At 63.9% G+C, this 13,875-nt stretch carries 16 protein-coding genes; 5 read left to right on the top strand and 11 right to left on the bottom strand.

What is annotated here, in order from left to right:
• Window positions 1-57: 57 nt before the first annotated feature.
• Entirely contained in the window at window positions 58-705 is a 648-nt protein-coding gene (locus C481_RS05210; protein ID WP_006108076.1) for a helix-turn-helix domain-containing protein, read from the top strand.
• Window positions 706-870: 165 nt separating this feature from the next.
• Here the strand turns inward: C481_RS05210 and C481_RS05205 are convergent, their stop codons facing one another.
• The 10 genes from C481_RS05205 to C481_RS05155 all read right to left on the bottom strand — a co-directional run bounded on the left by C481_RS05205 (window position 871) and on the right by C481_RS05155 (window position 8,201).
• Window positions 871-1,614: an HAD family hydrolase gene (locus C481_RS05205; RefSeq protein ID WP_006108075.1), complete on the bottom strand. Its 744-nt coding sequence runs from the start codon at window positions 1,612-1,614 to the stop codon at window positions 871-873.
• Between the two features lie 116 nt (window positions 1,615-1,730).
• Window positions 1,731-2,111 (bottom strand): LWR-salt protein, encoded by a 381-nt coding sequence (lwrS, locus tag C481_RS05200; RefSeq protein ID WP_006108074.1) that lies wholly within the window; start codon window positions 2,109-2,111, stop codon window positions 1,731-1,733.
• A 189-nt stretch (window positions 2,112-2,300) separates the two neighbouring features.
• On the bottom strand, window positions 2,301-2,582 hold the full coding sequence (locus C481_RS05195; protein ID WP_006108073.1) for a 4a-hydroxytetrahydrobiopterin dehydratase: 282 nt from the start codon (window positions 2,580-2,582) through the stop codon (window positions 2,301-2,303).
• Window positions 2,583-2,745: 163 nt separating this feature from the next.
• Window positions 2,746-4,104 carry a glutamyl-tRNA reductase gene (gene hemA / locus C481_RS05190; protein WP_049904445.1) on the bottom strand — a complete coding sequence of 453 codons (1,359 nt, stop codon included), beginning with the start codon at window positions 4,102-4,104 and terminating at the stop codon, window positions 2,746-2,748.
• Complete coding sequence (locus C481_RS05185; protein ID WP_006108071.1) at window positions 4,101-4,757, bottom strand: precorrin-2 dehydrogenase/sirohydrochlorin ferrochelatase family protein; 657 nt, start codon at window positions 4,755-4,757, stop codon at window positions 4,101-4,103. The genes hemA and C481_RS05185 overlap by 4 nt, the downstream gene beginning before the upstream one ends.
• Before the next feature lie 9 nt (window positions 4,758-4,766).
• Window positions 4,767-5,855, bottom strand: coding sequence for a siroheme decarboxylase subunit beta (gene ahbB, locus C481_RS05180; RefSeq protein ID WP_006108070.1), 1,089 nt, complete (start codon window positions 5,853-5,855; stop codon window positions 4,767-4,769).
• 81 nt (window positions 5,856-5,936) lie between these two features.
• Complete coding sequence (locus C481_RS05175; protein ID WP_006108069.1) at window positions 5,937-6,413, bottom strand: SHOCT domain-containing protein; 477 nt, start codon at window positions 6,411-6,413, stop codon at window positions 5,937-5,939.
• A gap of 325 nt (window positions 6,414-6,738) precedes the next feature.
• Window positions 6,739-6,957 carry a hypothetical protein gene (locus C481_RS05165; RefSeq protein WP_006108067.1) on the bottom strand — a complete coding sequence of 73 codons (219 nt, stop codon included), beginning with the start codon at window positions 6,955-6,957 and terminating at the stop codon, window positions 6,739-6,741.
• 253 nt (window positions 6,958-7,210) lie between these two features.
• Window positions 7,211-7,345, bottom strand: coding sequence for a hypothetical protein (locus C481_RS22915; RefSeq protein WP_275040056.1), 135 nt, complete (start codon window positions 7,343-7,345; stop codon window positions 7,211-7,213).
• Between the two features lie 451 nt (window positions 7,346-7,796).
• Window positions 7,797-8,201, bottom strand: a complete 405-nt coding sequence (locus tag C481_RS05155; protein ID WP_006108065.1) for a DUF5778 family protein — start codon at window positions 8,199-8,201, stop codon at window positions 7,797-7,799.
• 166 nt (window positions 8,202-8,367) lie between these two features.
• Here C481_RS05155 and uppS point away from each other — a divergent pair, with 166 nt between their 5' ends.
• Window positions 8,368-9,348 carry a polyprenyl diphosphate synthase gene (gene uppS / locus C481_RS05150; protein ID WP_006108064.1) on the top strand — a complete coding sequence of 327 codons (981 nt, stop codon included), beginning with the start codon at window positions 8,368-8,370 and terminating at the stop codon, window positions 9,346-9,348.
• A 120-nt stretch (window positions 9,349-9,468) separates the two neighbouring features.
• A complete protein-coding gene (locus tag C481_RS05145) occupies window positions 9,469-9,864 on the top strand; it encodes a DUF7344 domain-containing protein (protein ID WP_006108062.1) in 396 nt (131 codons plus the stop codon).
• Between the two features lie 48 nt (window positions 9,865-9,912).
• Here C481_RS05145 and C481_RS05140 read toward each other — a convergent pair whose 3' ends face one another.
• Window positions 9,913-10,518, bottom strand: a complete 606-nt coding sequence (locus tag C481_RS05140; protein ID WP_006108060.1) for an undecaprenyl diphosphate synthase family protein — start codon at window positions 10,516-10,518, stop codon at window positions 9,913-9,915.
• 155 nt (window positions 10,519-10,673) lie between these two features.
• Between C481_RS05140 and C481_RS05135 the strand changes: the two genes are divergently transcribed.
• Together C481_RS05135 and C481_RS05125 are read left to right on the top strand one after the other, a co-directional pair.
• A complete protein-coding gene (locus tag C481_RS05135) occupies window positions 10,674-12,059 on the top strand; it encodes a DUF92 domain-containing protein (protein WP_006108058.1) in 1,386 nt (461 codons plus the stop codon).
• A gap of 615 nt (window positions 12,060-12,674) precedes the next feature.
• Entirely contained in the window at window positions 12,675-13,769 is a 1,095-nt protein-coding gene (locus C481_RS05125) for a hypothetical protein (protein WP_006108055.1), read from the top strand.
• The last annotated feature ends 106 nt before the right edge of the window (window positions 13,770-13,875 follow it).

Below are 13,875 nucleotides of genomic sequence, written 5' to 3'. Positions count from 1 at the left end.
AGACAGTCAGGGTAGCCTGAACAGCGATTTTTAGGGGATGGTGCTGTACATAGCGTGATGTCGACGATAGCCGAGCTTCGGCTTCCAGCCACTGAGACGACCCTCGTGACCGCGTTCGAGCACGCCCCTGAGATCACTGTCGAACTCGAGTCATCGGTCTCGAAGACCCGACCCTGCCTTTGGGTTGCGGGTGTCGATCGAGAGCGAGCAGCGGGTGCGTTCGACGTGGATCCAGCCGTAATCGAGTACGATCTGCTCGTCGAATCGGACTCCAGACTACTGTTCGACGTCGAGTTCACCGACGGAGCGGGAACCGACCAGTTGTGTGAAGAATTGCTTATCGACGGCGGGTCACTCCTCGAAATGTGGGGGACCGACGGCTGGTGGCAAGCCAGAGTTCGGTTCCGCAACCGAGAGACGCTGACGCAGGCCTATGATCGGCTCAAGGAAATGGGGATCAATGTCGACCTCCGGCGAATCACCGACGTTGCCGACTCGGAAAGCGGAGAGACGCGGCTGACACCCGAACAACACGAGGCGCTGGAGGCGGCACTCGAGTACGGATACTTCGAAATTCCGCGGCGGATCTCGATGGAGGAGTTAGCAGACGAACTCGACATCTCCCATCAGGCGCTCTCCGAGCGGTTCCGCCGTGCGTACGAAACGCTGGTCAACGAGGAGTTACAGCATGTCGAACAATCGTAGTCGTCGTTGGAGTGGTAATTGCAGCCGGATTCGTAATCGCAATCGTAGTCGTGGCCGTAATTGCAACCGTAGTCGGGCCCAGGACCCGATACTGGCACCGTCTTCCGACAATAGCCGGACTCGAATGTCACGCCACTACCCCTGCACCGCTCACCCGCTGAGCGTCTAGAAGAGTTCATCGAACGACTCGACGCGATAGTCACCGAGGACGCACCGACCACGGCGGTCGTGGCCGACCCGTTCGACGTGAATGGCGTCGAGACCGGCGTTCCAGGCCGCGCCCACGTCGCTTGCGCCGTCGCCCGCGAGCACGCCCAGGTGGCCGTTCTCCCCGACGCCGAGGTCGTCCATCACCTGCTGAACCGGCTGCGGATCCGGCTTCCAGCCCGTCTGTTCGGTACAGCACAGTCGCGCATCGAACCAGTCCCGAATGCCGACGTGGTCGAGGACGGGTTCACAGAGGAACTCCTGACAGTGCGTGACCAGCCCGACCGGCGCGTCGAGTTCGGCGACGAACGCAGCGTCTTCGTGAAGATAGGTCTGTTCGGCGCGGACCAACGGGTCCTCCTCCGCGTGGAAGGCCTCCCAGAACGTCTCTGGATCGACTCCCCACTCGAGCAGCTGTCGGTCGCGAGACCCGGTCAGGCCGCTCCAGAGGATATCCGCTTCCTGATCGCTGAACTCGCGGCCGAGACGATCGCCGACCCGGTCGAAGACGCCCCGGGTGTACGACCACTCGACGTCGACGAGTGTGCCGTCGAGATCGAGAAGCCAGAAGTCGTAGTCGTCATCGGCGTTGAAGGCGGATGTAGATGCGGAGGCGGATGCGGATGCAGAGGTGGCCGCAGAGGCGGCAGCGGAAGCGGAACTGGAGGCAGCGTCGACTTCGAACTCGTTCTCGGTGACCATCGGGACACAAACGTACGAGGGTGGCGAGTAAATGTGTACCGATTTCGTGAACGACTGCTGACTCGTCGATTCGACACGGTGGCAGTCGACAGGTCGGAATCCCACAGCGTGATCGGCTATGCGTCCTGCACTCTGATACTCGAGCCGAGGTACTTCGAGAGCACTTCGGAGACCGTCTCAGCGTTGAACGCGTCGAGGTCGGCCGCGATGGCCGATTTCATGGCGTCGAAGTACGCCGTATCGACTCGCAGTTCGCTGAACGAGGCCGATTCAACGGATAGATCGAGCCAGTCTTCGGCGAGCCGTCGGACGTGGGCCTCGTCGGCAACTTCGCCGCGCCAGAGCGTGTCGCGGAAGAAACGCCAGCCATCGGTTCCCGGTTCGGGTGCCGCACGGCGGACGGTAACCGTCGTCGTTTCACTGCCGGGTTCGAGCGAGATAGCCGGCTGCGCGGGTTCGAGTCGAACGCGAACCGTGAAGACGTACTGGCCGTGCATCGCGTTTAGATAGACGATGGAGCCACTCAACTGTTCAGGCGGCTCATCCAGGTCCAGGTCCAGGTCCAGATCCGGCTCTCGAGTCTCGGTATCGGTGCAGGGACAGACACAGATACGGGTACGGAGGGTAGGTACGGAGATCCAGCGACCGCACGCGTACGACACAAACCAAACAGCGTTGGCAGGAGTTCAGGCGTTACGCTCGGACTCGATCAGTTCCGCCATCTCGATGTCGTCGTCCGTAATGCCGCCTTCCTCGTGGGAGGTCAGCCGGATCTCAACTTCGGAGTAGCGGATGATGATCTCCGGATGGTGGAACTGCGATTCGGCGATTTCGCCGACCATCTGCGCGAAATTGACGCCCCGAAGGTAGTCGTCGAACTCGTACGTACGGACGATCTCGTCGTCGTCCTGAGCCCACTCGGCAGGAAGCTGTGCCTCGATTTCCTCGTCTGAAAGGATATCAGCCATGGTCGCCCGAACGAAGGCCAATCAAATAATGATTGTGCCACGCGAGTTTTCGTGACACGTCGTCGTGATCCATCCCGGGCACACCGAGATGCCGACACCCAATTGAACTCGATCTCCGAAAACCAGTGGGGACGTTGTGATTCCGCGATGCCCCGGCCACACATCAATCGTCGTCGGTCGCCTCGAACTGCACCGCCGAGCGCTCTTCGGACCGTGCGTTCTCGAACAGCGACGGCACCTCCTCGTCGCCGAAGTCGGGATCGAACAACTGGAGTGCCGTATTGATCGTGCTCCAGTCGTCCTCGGCCGCCGCCTCGCGCAAACTTCTGGTCGGGGGCGCAAGCAACTGGTTGACCAGCGCATCCGCCATCGACTCGATAACCTCGCGCTGTGCCGGCGTCAGCGAATCGTCCCCGAGCTGTGAAATCGCCGTCTTGAGTTCGCGTTCCTTGATTCGCGCTGCGGACTCGTACATCGCACCGATGACCTCGTCGGCGCGGGCCCGTTTGTACTGGTCGCAGAGCAGATCGAACTCGCGGTCGATCATGGTCTCGACTTCGCGTGCGGCGTCGGCCCGCTTGACGTGTGTTTCCTCGGTAACGGTTTGGAGGTCGTCGAGATCGTAGACGGTGATGGTTTCGAGCGTGTCAGTTGCGGGAGCGACATCTCGGGGCTGGCCGAGGTCGACGACGACACGCCCGGCGTCGGTCGGAGTAATGGCGTCCCGGTCGCCAGCCAGGTGCCGGCGTTCGAGGAGCGGCTCGTCGCTCCCGGTCGCTGTCACGATCACGTCCGCCTGGGTCGCGATGGTACCGAGGGATTCGAGCGGAACGGCGCGCGTTTCGGCGCCGGTCCGGTCGCCGAGTTCGGTAACGAGGTGGTCGGCGTGAGAGACGGTCCGGTTTGCGATGACGAGTTCATCGATATCGGCATCTGCGAGGCTTCGGGCGGCGAGTTGGCCCATCTCGCCGGCACCGACGACGAGTGCGGTTGCGCCGTCGAGCGAGACCGTGGTGGCGGCGAGGCGCGTCGCGGCGGAGCCGAGCGAGACGACGCCTTCGTTGATCGCGGTTTCGGTCCGGGCGCGTTCGCCGACGTGAATGGCCTTCGTCACGGCGGATTCGAGCATCGAGCCGATGCCGCCGGCGACGCGGGCGTCCTCGTAGGCGGTTCGGACCTGGCCGATGATCTGGTCCTCGCCGAGGACGACCGATTCGAGGCCGGCCGCGACCCGGAGCAGGTGGCGCAGGCTCTCGTCGTGGTCGGTACGAACGAGCGCCTCGTCGTCGATACCGGAGAAAAGTTCCGCGAGTGCGGCACGGCCGACGGCGGCGTCGGTGCCGACGACGTAGGCTTCGACCCGGTTGCACGTCGAGAGAACGTAGGCCTCCTCGATTCCGTCGACCGAGACGAGGTCGGTGACGGCGTCCTGCTGACTGTCGGGACTGGCCGCTGCAAGTTCGTCGACGCTCCCGCTCCCGTGGGTGACGCGGGCGGCGGTGATGACGCCGGCCGACATCACGAACGATCACCCGCAGATGGCAACTTCTCGCCCAACACGTCCTCGATCACTTGTCGTGTCTTTGGGTCTGCGTTACGTAAAGCTGTCCAAACGGCCGGAGAATTGACGACATCGGTGACGAGTTCGCGTCGCCGCGCCGGGGCCACGTCGCGAGCCTTGAGTTCGGCCCGCAACTCGCCGCAGAGCGTCGCCATCGCGCCCGCGCCGTCGAGCGTCGCTTCGAGTTCCTGGCGGAGGTACTTGCTGAGCGCGGGCGCGGTTCCGCCGGTCGCGACGGAGACGACGACGGGGTCCTCGCGGACGGTCGCGGGGACGACGACGCTGCCCGGCTCGCGGCCGCCGGCGCGGTCCGCGCGGTTGACGAGAATGCCCCGCTCCCGCGCGGCCGCCACGACGGCGTCGTTGACCGTTTCGTCGTCGGTCGCGGCGACCGTCAGTGCGGGAGCCGCGCGCTCGATCCAGTCCGCCACGTCGCCCGGGTCAGGGGCGGCCCGACACCGCTGTGCCCCGCCGAAATCCGCGTCGGCGAACGCGGGGCTGACGACGATCACGTCGGCTTCCCGAGCGAACCGGCGCGCCTTCCGCGCGCCGACGGGGCCGCCGCCGAAGACGAGCACCGTCGCGTCCGTAAAGTCGTGAAGCAGCGGAATCATCGAGTGCAGTTACTCCGTGCGCGTGTTCGCCGCGGCGCGTTCGTCGAGCCGAATCCCGGTCTTCTTCAGGATCTGCGTCGAGAACAGCGAGTCCCAGTCCTCGTCGGTCACGTCCCAGAACTCGGCCATCGTCTCGCGAACCTGCTCGATACGGCGCTGACTCTCGGCTTCACTGCGGCCGTGGGTCATCGCGAAGAAGTTGTACGGCCAGACGCCCTCGTGGCGCGGGCGTTCGTAGCAGTGGGTGACGAAGGGGAGTCCGGCGATCTCGGGACCTACTTCGGGGACGAGTTCGTCCGGGACGTTCCAGACGGTCATGCCGTTCTCGGTGTAGCCGAGCGCGTAGTGGTTGGGGACGACGCCGATGCGGCGAATCTTCCCCTCTCGTTCGAACCGCTTCGTCGTCTCGAGGACCCACTCGAGATCCTGCTCGATGGCGGCGGCCACGTCCGCGTACGGCGTGTCGGTGAGCGGGAGGCCGTCCTGAATCTCGAGGACGAGGTCGCGCGCCGCGGGGGAGAGCGCGGCCGTCTCGGTCATCGACACGTCGGGGCCGAGCGCGGAGCAGTCGATGCCGGCGTCGCTCGAGTCGCCGACGCTGTGCGGCGAGAGCGGACCGTCGACGTAGAACTTCGCCTCGACGCGGAACTCGTGCTGTTTGGGGAGGTTGTACGTCTCCTGTCCGGTTTCGTTCTCGATCGCGGCGAGCACTTCCTCGACACGCGATTCCTCGGCGACTGAGACGACGAACCAGACGTTCAGGTGCGGGTGCTCGCGCTCGTAGTTGTGCGCGACCTCGCGGTGGTCGTTGACCCGCTCGACGATCTCGTCGAACCGGTCCTCGGGGGCGTGCATCGCGACGAGCGTCGCCGTGCCGCCGATCTCCTGGGCGTTGACCAGCGGGCCGAACCGGGAGAGAACGCCGCGGTCGTCCAGGTCGCGAATCGTTTCGAGGAGTTCGGTCGCGTCGATGTCGACCCCGCGGTCGCGCATGGCCGCTGCGGCGGGTTCGAATGGCCGCTCGACGACGGGAAAGCCGCCCTGAAAGGCGTTGACGACGGCCCGTTCGCGGTCCGTGAGGTCGACGTCGGATGTCATATGGAGTACTCACGACTGGCGGTGCATAAGCCAATCGGGGTGATCGAACGACCGCTGGCGAACGTGTTCGTACCGGTTCAGTTACCGCTCTCGTTCCGGTGTCCGCGTCTCGTCCGCACGGTCGGCGGCGTGATTGCGACGCTTGCTCGACTCTCGTTCGGTCCCAGCGGCGGTTGCATCCGTGCCGGAAAGGAGTTCATCAACCCGTTGTTCGAACGTCTCGTCATCGATTTCGCCGGCCGTGTATCGATCTCTGAGCGTCGCAACCCGATCGTCGGACGCGTCATCATATCGTGCACCGTGACCGCCCTCGCGTTCGTCCTCACCGCCTCTCAGTGCCAGCACGACCGCGATGGTCGGAACGGCGACGATGGCGAGACCGAGCAGTGCGGCGAGGACGCCGAGTGCGGGGCTCCCGAGTTCCATCCCGACGGCGATACCCGCAAACACGATCCCGAGAACCATCGAAAGCCCCGTCAGGACGACCACGAGCCCGAGTACGGAAGCGAGCACCGCCGCCCACGCCGGCAGGTCGCGGAACCGGTCGGGTAGATTCATACTATTGACATTTGTGGCAGGGGCGCATATACCTTCGGCTCACGTCGGTTCGATGCTCCGTCGAGTGGTAGAATCACCGTCCATTACGTTGTCGACAGTGAGGGCACAGCCTGCGTTCGCGTTCGAGTTCAAGTCGAGTTCAGATGCGGCGTTCGGCACGTGTTCGCGCGTCGCGATTGCGGGCCGAGTTGGGCGGTGGTGTCGGTGGTTTCGATGGCGATCGTGGTGGTCGTCTCGAACACCCGCCGACAACTCGGCTGGCCGCCGCGACCCGAGTTCACCGCCGCGAGCAGTCCGCGACGCGGTGAACTCGTCTCGCGGTGGCTTAGTCGGATCGGTCGGGGACCGGCGGGGCGACGCGACAGCCGCAGGGACCGGCGATCGCCTCGGTCGGGCCGATCACGGTGGTCCGCAGGATGGGCGTGTCACAGCGGGGACAGCGCCGTGGGCCGTCCGAACCGGCGCTGTCGTCTCGGTCGACACTATTGCCCGGGTCGCTGTCCGTTTCGGCGGTCGACCGATCCGACGCGAACTCGTCGGTCATACCGACTGCCACCCCGTTGGTCCCGTTCTCTCGGTGAATAGCGCCGCTGCTCGCTGTTTGTGACGATGCATCAGGCGTGCGGGATGTTTATATCCCGTGAGAATGTACGCAATCATGGCTTCAGCCGCGATTGGAAGCCACGTCTCGGATGTCTTCACCATCCGGGGCACTTTCGTACCCTGTTATGGCTTCCGTCCTAATTGTTGACGGGTAGTGACTTATATCTACCGCTGAGCGGCGGGAAGGAGCCAGTTCAGACGTCGACGGCCGTGTGCCGATCCGGGTGCGCGGACCAGTGAGCGAACGCCGCGCCGGCGAAGCCGATCAGCGCCGACTGGATTCCGAATCCGATCGTTTGCCCGGTAATCTGCAACAGAGATAAGGACATGCTCACCCCACCCAACGCCGTTCCACCGTCGACCACCGACAAGACGACTAGGGCGATAATCGGCAGCGCATACCCGATCAGTCCGCCGAGACCGACGACCAGTGCCAACCGGCGAGATTCCGCGCTGAACTCGAGTTCAGCGCCGGCCCGGTAGCCGAGCGCGAAGATGCCGACGACGCCGAGGACGAAGGTAGCGGCACCGACGACCGAATTGTACAGGATGAGCGTTTGGCCGACCGGTTCGAGTTGCGGGAACCATCAAGTGCCGTCGACGAGCCGCTGGATTGCGTACGGCGGTGAGAGGTGGAGGAGCGAAACGACGAGACCGATGATGCAGGAACCGACGCCGCTCACGTGTGAACCCATACGCAACGGTAGAACGGAACGACACTAAAGTGTCTGCGATGTTGATTGTACCGTACGATAACTGGAAACGGAGATCGATCCGCGTCTACTCGCCTTCGACGCCGGTCACGTCGAAGCCCAACGCCTCGATATCCGCGAGAATCGCCTCGTGGTCGGCGCTCGCCTCGTAGTAGATGACGATGTCGAAACTCCCCTCGCGGAGCAGTTGTTGGCACTCCCAGACGAACGCCTCGTCCTCCAGCGTGAGCCCCTGGTGCTGGTTCGAGGAGAAGTCCGTGTCGTCGTTGCCGGAGTAGACGTAGCAGTCCTGCGGATCGTATCCGGAATGCTCGGCGATGATGTCCCCCGCGTCGATCGTCGCCTGCATCATCTGTACGTCCTCGCTGCCGTCGTACTCGGTGTGAACGATCGCGCCGTTGAGTCGAACGTCACCCGGTTCGAGCAGCGCCTTGGTTCGCTGGTACAGATCGTCGTCGATCGCGTTAGCCATTGGCCGACTCGAGAACGTGCGGACTGATAGCCGTCACGGTTCAGTTGCAGCCCACTCGGTCGATACCGCACACTCCCTGCGGTCGATCGTGTGTCAGAGCGACAGGCTCTCACTGTCGGAGAATACCACACAAGACACATAATCCTCGATACCGTCTCGTCAACCGATGAAGCGGTGGTTCCGTCAGCACGTCGATGCCGTTTACGAGCGATTGCTCTCGCGTGAAATCGCCGGTGCGCCGACCCACGTCGCAGTGATTCAGGACGGCAACCGACGGTATGCGCGACAGAACGGCGGAGACGCCCACGACGGCCACCGCGCCGGTGCCGAGACGACCGAACGAGTGCTCGAGTGGTGCCAGGATATCGGTGTCGAAGAACTGACGCTGTATACCTTCTCGACGGAGAACTTCGAACGGGCGGACGAAGAAAACGAGGCGCTGTTCGACCTCCTCTGTGACAAACTGTACGAGTTCGCCGATGCCGACCGCGTCCACAACAACGACGTCTGTATTCGCGTCATCGGCGAAACTGAGATGCTCCCCGACCGGGTACGAGACGCCGTCGACTACGCCGAGGGCAAAACACAGTGCTACGACCAGTTCGTCCTCAATATTGCCCTCGCCTACGGCGGTCGGTCTCGACTGCTAGAAGCGACGCGAGGTGTCGCACGCGATGTCGAGTCGGGTGCGCTCGATCCCGACGAGATCGATGTCGAAACCATCGAACGACGGCTGTACGATCAGCCGGTCCGGGATGTCGACCTGATCATCCGCACCGGCGGCGCCGAGCGCACGTCGAATTTCCTGCCTTGGCACGCAAACGGCAACGAGGCGGCCGTCTTTTTCTGTACGCCCTACTGGCCCGAGTTCTCGAAGGCGGACTTCCTGCGCGGAATTCGGACGTACGAACACCGCGCGGAATCCTGGCGTCGCACGCGAGCCCGACGGGCGCTCGCTCTCCTCGGAGCCGTCAGCGAGACGGAACTAACCGAGGCTCAATCGATCGTCAACCGGTTTCGCGACTCGCTGCCGACGGGCGAGCGCCCACACGAGGACGACATCGATGCGACGGCCGTTCGCGAATCGGACGACGCCAGCGGGACGGATGGGGACGGCCTCGATTCGAGTAGTCGGACAGCTGACTGATCCGGATATCGTTTCGCCCGTCCGCCCCGGAGCTATCGCCGGAGAAGCGATGGACCACCGATAACACGTCAACTATATAACCAGAAGTATTTTATTAATTAGTATGACAATAGTAGCTGAATGTCGTCTCGCAGCGCTCCCGTCGACGTCCAACGGTTCGTACGATTGACGGACGTGTCACTCGACGAGGCCTATACGCTCCTCGCGAACGTCCGACTTCGTATCGCACTCCACGTCCTCTCGGCGTGTGAAACGCCCGTTTCGGTCGACTGGTTGAGCGAGACGCTCGCCCGATGGGACGACGACTCCCCCGAGTCGATCGAGATCGAACTCGTCCACACTGTTCTGCCGAAGCTCGAGGATTTCGGCATTCTCGAGTACGATGCACGCTCGGGTATCGTACGAATGGATGACCCCGTCGTCGCGTTCGATCACCCGCGCGCAGAGAGCCTGCTCGCTCCCGTCGACGATACCCGTGACTCGACCGTTTCGACGCGGTCCGATTACGCGTACTGACCGCCCGGCGAGCAACCCCCAGTAGATACGGAGACGCAGTCCGACGACTCACCGGCCGAACCGTCGCGACCGATTGCAGTACTCCCGAACCGCTCGCAGGAAATCCCGCTTGCGGAAGTCCCGCCAATTGATGTCCGTAAAGTACAGCTCCGAGTACACCGACTGCCAGATCATAAAGTCCGAGAGGCGCTCTGCACCCGTCTTGATCACGAGATCCGGCTCCGACGGAAACACCAGATGGTTCTCGACGCGTTCGTCATCGATCGCCTCCGGCTCGAGCGAAGCGTCGTCGACGCGTTCCGCGAGCGTCCGGACCGCGCTCGTGAACTCGTGTTTGCCGCCGAGACCGATTCCGATCTGGATGGGTGCATCGGCCGGTGTCCGGTCGTCGGGGCCGCGGACCGCAACGTCGCGCGGGGCGTCGATCGTTTCGAGTTCACGACGGAGCGCCGGGACGGCCGCGGCGTCGAGGACGCTGACGTAGACGGTCAGTCGAGTGGCGTACTCGAAGGCCCACTCGAAGAAGTCGACGAGCGTTTCGTAGGCACCGCGTTCGAGGAGGTCCCGCTCGGTGATGACGAGCGCGACGTGCTCGGGTGGAGCGGCATCGTACTGGCGAATTCGACGGGCGAGATACCGTTCGTACAGTCCCACACGTCGGCTTCTTTGTGAGATGCCATACAGGTTACGGGTCCGGTTGACGGCGTCACTCGTCCCAGATCACAGGAACAGGAACTGTCGCCGGTGAAATACGGGAAGAAGCGTGTTCGGGAACCTTCAAGTAACCGCCACAGAAAGACACCGATATCGTGACAGCACCCGTTCGGCGAGCCGGCGTCTTCGCGGCCCTCAGTACGCTCTCGCTTGCCGTACCGCTTGCCGGGCCGGCGATTGCAACGGGCGTCGCGGCCGTCGTTCTGCTCGGTGCCTTTCTCGTTACCGACGTTACCGGCCCGGCGTTCGAGGCGCTTGCCTACCCCGGCGACTACGAGGACGGCCGCCTCTACGGACTCATCACGTTCGTCCTTTCGGCCGTCGTCCTCGGCCTTCTGGCGGTCGGGTCGTCGATGCCGCTTTCCGTCTTCGTTGGGACCGTCGTCCTCGTCGGCTACGGCAACCTCGCCGAGCGGCTCGTCCGCGCTCGGACGGCGACGGGCACAGAGATAGACAGCGAGACCGACACCGACACCGACACCAACACTGACAACGAAATCGCCGCCGTCACCGGATTCTGCCTGGTCGCAACCGTCGCTGCCGTCGCCGGCCAGGCCGCCGTCTACGCCCTGACGAACGTCCCCGTCGAGTCCCGCCTCCCGACCGTCCTCTTTCTCGCCGCAAGCGGCGCGCTCCTCGCCGCCCTTCTTCGCGACGCCTTCCTGATCTACGACGACCCGGTCGTCATGCTCTCGGTCGGCCTCCTGCTCTGGCTGCTCGCCGAACTCGAACCCGAACTCGGAGCGATCGAAATCCTCGGCGCGCTCGCGGTGACCGTCGCGCTCGGCTACGTCTCCTACGCCCTCGATACCGCCTCTATCGCCGGCATGATAACCGGCATCCTCCTCGGTCTGTTGACGGTCGTTCTCGGCGACTACAACTGGTTTGTCGTCCTCATCGCCTTCTTCGGCATCGGCGGCCTCTCGACCAAGTTCCGCTACACCCGAAAAGAAGAACTCGGCGTCGCCGAGGAGAACAACGGCGCTCGCGGCAGCGGTAACGTCCTCGGCAACGCCGCCGTCGCCATCGCCGCCGTCCTCGGCTACGCCGCGAGTTCAACCGCCCTCCTGTCGATCAACGCCGAACTCTTTCTCTTCGCCTTCGCCGGCTCCGTCGCGACCGCGATGAGCGACACGCTCTCGAGCGAGGTCGGGAGCGTCTTCGAGACGCCACGATTGATCACGACGCTCGAGCCCGTCGACCCCGGCACCGACGGCGGCGTCACCTGGCAGGGCGAAGTTGCCGGGTTCCTCGGTGCGACCATCGTCGCCGGCCTGAGCTACGTCCTCTTTCCCGTCGTCGATCCCATCGGTGCGGTGATCATTGTTGCAGCAGGCGTCGCCGGAATGACGGTGGACAGCCTGCTTGGAGCGACCCTCGAAGGGGCGGTTCTCGGCAATCAGGGCGTTAACTTCCTTGCGACGTTAACCGGTGCGCTCGTCTGTGCGCTGCTCGTGATCCCGATCGCTGTGCTCGGGTGAGGGATATCGGCGGGTGCCGCGTAGCACACCGAAGACGGCAGCGACGAGAAGATCGTCCATATTCCGGGCGGAATCGTTCCGCCCGGCCTCGGGCCGACGACACCGGTAACTTCAACCGCGTATTGCCGACTCTCGTCCCAGCTATTACGAGACCACTCTCTGTAGCGACAGTATCACCAGAATCGCGAGTATGCCGATTGCAGTTACCCGTAAGGCGCTCGCTACGTACCGTTGGTCCGTCGGAAGCAGTTCGGCGATCCCAGACAGCCCCGCTGCGAACGCGATCACAAGCGTAGCGACTAATCCGCTAGTATGCAGGAGTTCGAAATAGGCGTATATACTAACGAGTGCGAGTGCGGTTCCAAGCGATATGCGAGCCGATTCCCACCCGCTCGGCTCGGAAAACAGCTCCTTTGGCTTGATTTCCATTTCGACGACCTAGTTAAAACCTCTGTAACTGAATTGATAAATATACCGTTCTGACACCGTTCTCGTGTCTGGTGACGAGATAGCCGTCCACAGTACTGATCGACGAGCCGTAATCGAGATGGGCAGGATTTTCTCGCTCGGAAGCTACGCCACCCGGTATATATACGTCCGGTCGAGACATCGGGTATGGGATCGAGACGTGCATTCGTTCGGCGCGCGACCGCGGCCCTCGGCAGCCTCTCATTGATCGGCCAGGCCGCCGGCAGCGACCGAACGCAGTCGTCCGCAAAGACTAGTTCGAACGCAAATACCGGCCCCGCAACGCGCACCGCTTCACAAGCGACCGGTCAAACCGACCGTTCGTCGGCCGGAACGACCCTTACCGCCAGTGCCAACCGCACCGCCCTCCAGGCCGCCCGCATTCCGACCCACCTCAGGCCGCTGATCGCCGAACTCGAACGGCGACTTGACGGCGTCTCACTCACCGATCTCGAGCACGCCACCGGTACTGCGACCGTTGCAGGTGCCACCCCCCTTGCGGGCGCGGCCGTCGTCACCGGCTCGCTCTCCCGATCCGCCCTCCGCGCGGAACTGACCGACCGCGAGTTCACCGCCGTTGCAGAGTCCGGGGACGGCCAGCCGTCCTCTCGGTCCGCCGAACGGTTCGTCGACGACGAGTTCGCCGTCGCGCTCGCAGACGGTGCAGTCGTCCTCGGCTACGACGCGCGGTCGGCGACCGGAACGAGAACGCAGTCGCCCGCCCTCACGCACGTCGACGCGGCCCTCGAGAGTCGTGCGGGCGAGTCGTCGCTGTCGGCAACAGCAACGGCGTCCGCGTCGGCAACCGCGTCGACACCGACGGCAACGACCCTCCCACGCCGGACAACCGCCCACGAACTCGCAGGGACGCTGTCGGGAGATGTCGTCGGTGCCGGCACGCTCGACAGCCGAACTCGCGCCCTCCTCAAATACGCACTCAACGGGGCGTCCGAAACGGACGCACTGTTCGCCGTTATCGATGCAGCCGAGGCCATCGGAACCGCCGCGACGGTGCACTCCGCCGACCGAACGACGGCAACCTACGGCGTCGTCGCCGATCCGTCACAGCTATCGACCGACACCGTCGCAGCGGCGCTCGAAACGGACCGCGAGGACGCCGCTTCGCTCCGGAACGTCCGCGTCGAACGCGAGCGCGGCAGCCGCCTGTTCCGCGCCACCGCCACCGTCGACACCGAGACGGCCCTGCAAGCGCACGCCACGACCGTCGGCATCGAGCGCTGAACTCGATTGCGACAGCGACACCGGATGGTGACGGGTGGAAGACGCGAAGTGGATCTTTCACGGCGGGTTGAGCCGTATATGCCCGGCTCGTGATCTCTCCATCCAT

It is taken from the genome of Natrialba asiatica DSM 12278 (genome assembly GCF_000337555.1).
GTDB lineage: Archaea > Halobacteriota > Halobacteria > Halobacteriales > Natrialbaceae > Natrialba > Natrialba asiatica.
The sequence above is the reverse complement of the archived record's forward strand: the minus strand, read 5'-3'. Positions and strand labels throughout refer to the sequence as shown.